8 protein-coding genes are annotated in these 7,236 nt (G+C 62.2%); 4 read left to right on the forward strand and 4 right to left on the reverse strand.

Annotated elements, in window-relative coordinates; all coding sequences use genetic code 11:
• Together fliP and ABI_RS12490 are read left to right on the forward strand one after the other, a co-directional pair.
• Positions 1-485: flagellar type III secretion system pore protein FliP (gene fliP, locus ABI_RS12485; protein ID WP_040309218.1), on the forward strand; the 485-nt coding region annotated here is incomplete at its 5' end.
• A gap of 61 nt (positions 486-546) precedes the next feature.
• Entirely contained in the window at positions 547-879 is a 333-nt protein-coding gene (locus tag ABI_RS12490; protein ID WP_006273363.1) for a hypothetical protein, read from the forward strand.
• 75 nt (positions 880-954) lie between these two features.
• Here ABI_RS12490 and ABI_RS12495 read toward each other — a convergent pair whose 3' ends face one another.
• From ABI_RS12495 to ABI_RS12510, 4 genes are all read right to left on the reverse strand, one after another.
• Positions 955-2,418: a carotenoid oxygenase family protein gene (locus ABI_RS12495; protein WP_006273364.1), complete on the reverse strand. Its 1,464-nt coding sequence runs from the start codon at positions 2,416-2,418 to the stop codon at positions 955-957.
• Positions 2,419-2,429: 11 nt separating this feature from the next.
• Complete coding sequence (locus ABI_RS12500) at positions 2,430-2,858, reverse strand: DUF2141 domain-containing protein (RefSeq protein WP_006273367.1); 429 nt, start codon at positions 2,856-2,858, stop codon at positions 2,430-2,432.
• Between the two features lie 134 nt (positions 2,859-2,992).
• The gene (locus ABI_RS12505; RefSeq protein ID WP_006273368.1) at positions 2,993-3,997 is read right to left on the reverse strand and encodes a nucleoside hydrolase; all 1,005 of its coding nucleotides are present in this window, start codon (positions 3,995-3,997) and stop codon (positions 2,993-2,995) included.
• A gap of 154 nt (positions 3,998-4,151) precedes the next feature.
• Positions 4,152-5,024 (reverse strand): SPFH domain-containing protein, encoded by an 873-nt coding sequence (locus tag ABI_RS12510; protein ID WP_050808285.1) that lies wholly within the window; start codon positions 5,022-5,024, stop codon positions 4,152-4,154.
• Positions 5,025-5,564: 540 nt separating this feature from the next.
• Here ABI_RS12510 and ABI_RS12515 point away from each other — a divergent pair.
• Positions 5,565-6,185: an RNA polymerase sigma factor gene (locus ABI_RS12515; protein WP_006273369.1), complete on the forward strand. Its 621-nt coding sequence runs from the start codon at positions 5,565-5,567 to the stop codon at positions 6,183-6,185.
• A complete protein-coding gene (locus ABI_RS12520) occupies positions 6,154-7,122 on the forward strand; it encodes a FecR family protein (protein ID WP_211211163.1) in 969 nt (322 codons plus the stop codon). The genes ABI_RS12515 and ABI_RS12520 overlap by 32 nt, the downstream gene beginning before the upstream one ends.
• Positions 7,123-7,236: the final 114 nt, after the last annotated feature.

A 7,236-nucleotide genomic window follows, 5' to 3' on the forward strand; every position in this document is an offset into this window, starting at 1 on the left:
TTTCGTTGTCGCTGTTCCTGTCGGCCATCGTCATGGCACCGACCTATGAGGCCGCCTATGCCCAGGGCATCCGGCCGCTCATGGACCAGGAGATGGAACTGCCCCAGGCCTTCGACGCTGCCTCGCAGCCGGTCAAGGCCTTCATGTTGGCCCAGGTTGGTAACGACGATCTGGGCCTCTTCGTGCGCCTGTCGAAGATGGAGATGCCGCAGGACAAGATGGAACTGCCGGTCCGTGTCGTCACCCCGGCCTTCATGATCTCGGAACTGAAAAAGGCGTTCGAGATCGGCTTCCTGCTGTTTGTGCCCTTCCTGGTCATCGACCTGGTCGTGGCGTCGGTGCTGATGAGCATGGGGATGATGATGCTGCCCCCTGTGGTGGTGTCGCTGCCGTTCAAGCTGATCTTCTTCGTGCTGGTCGACGGCTGGCGGCTGGTGGCGGGGTCATTGGTCGAGAGTTTCCGTGCGCCCATCGGAGGCGGCTAGCGCCCCCTTGCCAAGACCTTCAAACGCGCGCACACTTGTTGTTTCGGGGAAATCTAACCGCATGATCGACAAGGTGTTTTTCGGAACAGGCCCCAGCGGTGCGACGGTGTTTTACCGTTTCGGCAACCGCGGCGCGCCCTATTCCGTCACCCGCGACCAGGAAAACAAGCTGCGCATGGCCACCGTGATGGCCACGGCGCTGATCACCGTCATGGCCATGGGCGGGCTGGCCTGGTTTTGCGGCGTCACCTTTCTCATCAGCCAGATTCCCGAACGCTCGGCCCTGCCGTTCAACCCCGCCCTGCTGTATCTGGGCGATGTGCTTCAGACAGCTTTGATTGGCCTGGTCATCGTGATCTACGACCTGAATGTTAAGGCCATTCTGAAGCTTTAGCGCGACAGGAAAACAGGCTTTGCCTGACGCCGCGCGTGGCGCATGTCATTGCCGCTTCGCGAAGGTTTCAGGGCGTCAACTCACAAACGTCCCGTGGAAGCCCAGTGGCGTCGCATGTTGCCCCTGCCAGGACGCCACAGGGCCGTCGTCGAGGTGACGGGCATCGAAGACATGCAACTGAGTCGCCTTGGCCTTCAGATCCAGCACCGTCCCGACCATCCAGCCGTCCAGTTCCTCCGTCCCGCCGGGACGCGGCACGAACAGTGCCTCTTCAACCATGGCGTCCGCGCCGAAATCGTGGACCTGGCGCTTTCCCGTCTTCCAGTCGAACAGCGACAGGGCGCGGGCGCCGGGATGGATCTTTGACTCGCCATGGACATGGACCACCCGGTCGCGGCGCAGGCCCTGGCGGCGGCGATCGGTCTGGGGAAATTCCGCCGATACACCGGTCGGACGCGTCACCGCGCGGCCATCGGGATACAGGCTGACCAGAACCAGATCTGCGCCGGCCGTGCCGCTATCAAATTTGCCGCGGACGATGTCGTGACCGCCCTTCGCGCCGAACTCGGGCGTAGCGGTCAGGCAGACATCGAAATGCAAGGTGCCGTCGCTGTCTTCCCAGGCATCGCCGGTGTGGAAGTAGAAGGCTGCCGGCAGCTCGTAGACGCGGCGCTTGCTGAAGTCGTTCTTATCAACGACCAGAATCTGAAGCCCCTGCTCGGGTTTCCAGGACATGTGCTCAGAGATGGGGACGGTCATTCCCTCCATGACCCAGGGCTGCATCGGGAAGATCAGATAGCGCTCGGTCACCGCCCAGTCGTGGGTATAGCCCGGCAAGGGCAATTCGATCATCTCGCCGCGTTCCAGGCCGCCCCTGGCGTCCAGTTGCCAGATCCAGCCGCGGCTGCCCATAAAGGCGGCGCTCCAGATGCGGCCCGACGGCTCGACCTTGGGGTGGGCCAGGAAGGCCATGCCCTTGAGATCGTCGCGGAAAGTCTTGGGACCCAGGGTAGCCAGGCTGTGCGGGTCGACGCGGTAGGGGGAACCGCCTTCCCAGAGCGCCCAGAGTTCATCGCCAACGCGCATCACCGAGGTGTTGGCGGCATTGACGTCATCTGGTCCGGATACCGGTGCATCGGGCGCTGCCTTGGTACCGAAGCCGGGCATCATGATCCGGCCGGCGGCCTGTTCGGTGCGGCGCTTGAAGGTGTCGACAAACTTCCCACTATGACGGACGCCGTCGCCGGTAAGGTCATAGCGCTGGATCATGCCATCGCCGTCGAACCAGTGGCCGGTGATGTCGTCGCCGTAGCGGAACCAGGCCGGGCCGTTGCGGTATAGCTGGCCCGACAGGCCAGCCGGCATGCGGCCATGCAGCCGCATCATGGCGCTGTCGGCGTAGCCTTCGGCGGGGGCATTGCTGACGCCAATGGTCCAGTCGGCCGCAGCGGCCGCCCAGGATTTCGGAGCAAACGCTGCCGCGCCGGCACCGGTCAGGGCGCCCAGGAGGCCGCGGCGGGACATATCGAAGTTTGTCATGACGAACGCCCTCAGAATGCGATGTTTTGGGTGGTTTCGGGCGCCGTCACCGTAAAGCGGGCAGCGTCCCAGGTCGCCGGTCCCATATTGCCCTTGGCATTGTTGGAAAAGGCAAAAGGCTCGGTTGGCATGCCAAAGGGGTTCATGCCCATCCTGCCGTCGCCATCAATGTCGTGGAACATTTTCAGGCCGTATTCGCCCGGCGCCAGTTCGACCGTTACCTTGGCCTGAGAGCTGGTGACATCGGCCATGGCATAGGACACCGCCTTGTCGCCGTCATAACCGGCCTGGCTGTCATAGATGGCGATCATAACCTTGCCCTGGGGCTTCAGATTATCACAGACGACGGTGAGGCTGGCCGTTTCGGCGTGGGCCGCGGTGGCGGTCAGGCCCAGCAAGGCGGCGGCGAACACGACATTGATAAGTTGGGACTTGAACATGGGGTCTTCCTCTCGGGTGGGGCGATGAGAAAGACATGTCACGGCTGGCGTGACGCTGCCTGGCCGACTTCGCCGGCAGGTAGGAATTCTGCGCGAATTGCAGGCCGTGCAACTGGCGCTTCGCGAATAGCAGGTCAAGTGGCGGTCGATGAATCGGGGTGCCGCGTCAGGTCGGCGATCAGCTTTGCCTTGAAGCCTGCCAGGTCCTTCCAGCTTGATGCCACCCGCACGGGGCGGCCGTCGGCTTCGTCAATCACCGTCATGCCCTCAGGTGTCACACGCAGTTTCAGCGTCTCCATGACCAGGTCGCTTTCGTCACAAGCCATGACCACGGCGACATTGTCGAACAGGGTCGAGCTCTTCTGGGTCAGGTCGAAATCCTTGGGCATCCAGGGCGCATTGGGCAGCCAGGCCTCGCTGTTGGCGATGACGGCGCGTGCAAATGGATCGGTGCTGCCGCGCACCCGCCGCATCTCCTCACCTTCGAGATACAGCAGGCCGCAGGTGTCCAGCGGTGTGATGCTGCACGAAATCCAGTCAGCGTCGAACACGGTTTGCAAAGCCGCCGGATCGACCCGGACATTGTATTCAGGCTCGACCTTGGACGATCCGCCGTAGCCGACGCGCACGGCGCCATGCATGCCAACGAAGCGCGCGTTCTTCGCCAGATCAGGTTCGAGTTTGAGCGCCGCCGCCAGTTCGGTCAGCGGTCCGACGGCAATGATGGTGACGGGCTCGGGCGATGCCATGACCGTGTCGACAATGGCCTGGGCGGCGTCAGGCCGGACGGGTCCGGCATATTCGGCCATCTGATACGCGCCCAGCCAGGCGTCCTGCGGGCCTTTGCCGTCACCTGGCCCCTGCCCCATGGCGATCGTGACATCGCTGCGCCCCGCCAGGGTCAGCAGTTTGGCGGTCAGACGGGTCCGGTACAGGGCATTGCCGGCTTCGGTGCTGACCAACTTTAAGTCCAATTCTGGTCGCCGCAGCAGTTGCAGAATGGCCCAGGTGTCATCGACATCCCCACCGATATCGGTGTCGAAGATGACGGGAACGGGATTGGCTCCGGCGCTCGCCGAGCCGGCAACGACCGACGCGATCGCAGCGGCCAGGAAGGTTCGGCGGTGCAGATCAGACATGGCAAGTCTCCTGTGTTCAGGAAAGCTTAAACCGTTTCCGCTCACCAAAGAAGAGGCGGCTCTTTTGTGATTCCTCATGTTTACCCAAAAAGTGCCTAAGAACGTGTCTTGGCCACTTTTTGGCATGAGGCTGCAGAACCGCCTCTCGTTGGGTTTACCGGTTGCCGACGTCGATGAAGGGCACCGCACCGCCGGTCGTGGTGGGCAGTTTGCCGTCCCACTTTTCAATGGCCCGCAGCTTGACCACCTCGGGGCTGGCGGCGATCGATTGAGCGATCAGCCGGTTGGCCTCGGCCTGACCGCGCGCTTCTTCGATCTTGGCGTCGGCCTGGGCCTTCGACACAGCGACCTGGGCCTGGGCGGCGGAGGCGTCGGCATCGGCCTTGGTCTTGGCCTGGATCGAGTCCAGGATAACCTGCGGGTAGCGGATGGTGCCGATCCAGTCGAGCTGGCTGATATTGACGCCCTGGCCCTCCCACTTGTTACGCACCCTTTGCAGGGCCTTCTGAATGACCTGCTGGCGGCCGCCGCGGTACAGGAACTCGACGCTGACCAGTTCGGTCTCCGCCGCGATCGCCGTGCGGACGTCGTTGCGGATCGGTCCTTCGAACAACTGATCGAAGGTCAGGCGGTAACGGGTATAGAGCTCCGGCGCCTTGGACGGGTCGATGCGCATGACGAGTTGCACGTCGGCGGTCATCGGCAGCGCGTTGTTGTCCGAGAAGTTGATCTCCTCGTTCTCACGACCGCGCTCATCCTCTTCCTTGGTATAGGTGTAGGTGCGCTGGATCTGAGGGAACTCCACGATGCGTTCGCCGACCAGGTTGATATGATAGCCCGACGGCATCGGCGTCTTGTCGACACCGGCCTGGGGGCCCAGGGTGCGGATCTTGACCCCGACATTGCCGGGCTGGATGGTCTGGCCGCACGACACCAGCATGAAAAGCGACAGCAGGACGACGGCGCCGGCACCCACGAAGAGCTTGATACGGTTCGGGATGGCGAACCGCGGATTCAGATTGTTCATGACGTTCTTAACGCGGGTTTCCCCCGCGCCCCATTTTGACAGTTGGCAGAAAATAACCCAAGAAGATGCGCACTCCCTTAACGGGAGAACGAAATGTCACGGTATCGGGGGCTTGATCGCGTACAAAGCAAATATGGGCTGGTGCCGAGGTTTCGACATATCGCCGCGCATAGACTTGCGGCTGTGTTAGCACTTTACTTAAGCGATCTGGTTCCTTATTTTCTAAGTTCCCGCTTATCTGGGAACCTGGGTATATTACGGCCAACTCAGGACGGTTTAAAGCGAAACCGGATATTCATAACAAAGATGTGATTGTCGAAACCCGGATACACCGCGTGGCCCAGATGAGTGCGACAGTCCAGAATCTTCCGTGCCCGGATTGCCGACCCCTCGCTTTCATGATACCGGTATCATAATCTCACTACCTAGTACTGCGTTTCATAATCCAAAGCCGCAAACTTAAGCGGTAACCGGGGCAAGGATTCATGACCAACGAACCCAGCCGGCCCGGTGCACCTATCCTCACCTAGGGTACGCACCATGCGGGTCAGCGACGAACGCACTCTGTGGCTATCACGGCATGTTCTCCAGCATGAACCGGCTCTGCGCGCCTGGCTCAGCCATCGCCGGATCCACGGGCTCGACATCGATGATATCGTCCAGGAAACCTATGCCCGGCTGATCACGGTCGACGACGTTTCCAACATCATCAATGTCCGCAACTACATGTTCCAAACCGCTTGGTCGGTCCTGGTCAGTCACGTCCGCCGCAGCAAGATCGTTTCCTTTCAGACGGTCAACGACCTCGATCAACTGGGGACCATGGCGGACGCCTGCTCGCCGGAAGACCAGGTCATCGGCCGTGACGAACTGCACCGCCTGGCTCAGGCCATTGCCGGACTGCCGGGAAAGATCCGCGATGTCTTCGTTCTGCGCCGCGTCAACGGCCTGTCGCAGCGCGATGTCGCCCGTCAGTTGGGCCTGTCGGAGAGTACCGTTGAGAAACATATGAGCCGTGGCATTAATTTACTAATGACGCTAATTTCACATAGCGGAAATGACACGGCCCGAGCGTCTAAGGCGTGGGGAAGTAAGTTGCATAAAGGCCATGCCCAGGGTGCCCGGAAACGTGCCGAAACATCAGACGGCGAGCGAGATTGACGCCACGGCCGCCGATTGGGCGGCCAGGGCCGATCGCGGGCTCACGCCCGCAGAAGACGCCGAGCTCGACGCCTGGCTGGGCGAAGACCCGCGCCGCGCCGGGGCCTATGCCCGTGCCCGGGCGGTATCGGCCTACAGTGAACGGGCTGCAGCGCTGGGCCCCGCCTATGATCCGCGCCGCTTTGAAGGCCGCAAAAAGATAGTCACCCGGCGCGAATGGCTGATGGGTGGAGGCGCCGTGGCTGCAGGGCTTGGCGCCGCCGCCTGGGTTGGTTTGAGCATGACCGGGCGTGGCCAGGCGCACCTGACCCATGTCGGCGAAATGAAGGTGGTGCCTCTGGACGACGGTTCGGTGATCAGCCTCAACACCCATTCGCACATCCGGGTCGCCTACAGCCATAACCGGCGGGCCATCCACCTGGATGACGGCGAAGCTCTGTTCGACGTCGTCAAGGACGCCGCCCGCCCCTTTGTCGTCCTGGCCGGCGAGACCGAGATCACGGCGGTCGGAACCAGTTTTGTGGTACGCCGTCTGGCCGGACTGCCGGTACAGGTGTTGGTGCGCGAAGGTATCGTCGATGTCCGCCAGACCGCGCAACCGGTCGCGACGACCTTGCGTCTGCCGGCGATGAACCGGGCCGAAGCGTCGGACAGCGGGCCGATCCGGCGGCTTGCGGTAGCGCCGACCGAGGTCGAGCGCGCCATGGCGTGGCGTGAAGGCCGCATCGCCTTTGAAGGTGACACGCTGCGCCAGGCCGCGGCCGAATTCGCCCGCTACAGCGACACCCGCATCGTGATCGAAGATCCCCAGATCGCGCGCGAGACGGTGACCGGATTGTTCCAGGCCAATGATCCGGTCGGCTTCTCGAAAGCCGTCGCGGTCAGCTTCGGCCTGCGTACCCAGATCCGCGAGAAGCAGGTCCGGTTGTACCGCTGATATCCGGCTGAGGCGACTGGGCCGGGGGCTGTGGGCGCCGAAGGGTGGCGCCAATGCGGCGAGTGTCAGATTTTTGGATTTTTCATCTGAAAGGTCCTTGCTGCTATGAGAATT

Source organism: Asticcacaulis biprosthecium C19, assembly GCF_000204015.1.
GTDB lineage: Bacteria > Pseudomonadota > Alphaproteobacteria > Caulobacterales > Caulobacteraceae > Asticcacaulis > Asticcacaulis biprosthecius.

Coding starts and splice junctions, on each gene's coding strand:
- ABI_RS12495 (WP_006273364.1), bottom strand. CDS start 2,418: ATGACAAACTTCGATATGTCCCGCCGCGGCCTCCTGGGCGCCCTGACC.
- ABI_RS12490 (WP_006273363.1), top strand. CDS start 547: ATGATCGACAAGGTGTTTTTCGGAACAGGCCCCAGCGGTGCGACGGTG.
- ABI_RS12500 (WP_006273367.1), bottom strand. CDS start 2,858: ATGTTCAAGTCCCAACTTATCAATGTCGTGTTCGCCGCCGCCTTGCTG.
- ABI_RS12515 (WP_006273369.1), top strand. CDS start 5,565: ATGCGGGTCAGCGACGAACGCACTCTGTGGCTATCACGGCATGTTCTC.
- ABI_RS12510 (WP_050808285.1), bottom strand. CDS start 5,024: ATGAACAATCTGAATCCGCGGTTCGCCATCCCGAACCGTATCAAGCTC.
- ABI_RS12505 (WP_006273368.1), bottom strand. CDS start 3,997: ATGTCTGATCTGCACCGCCGAACCTTCCTGGCCGCTGCGATCGCGTCG.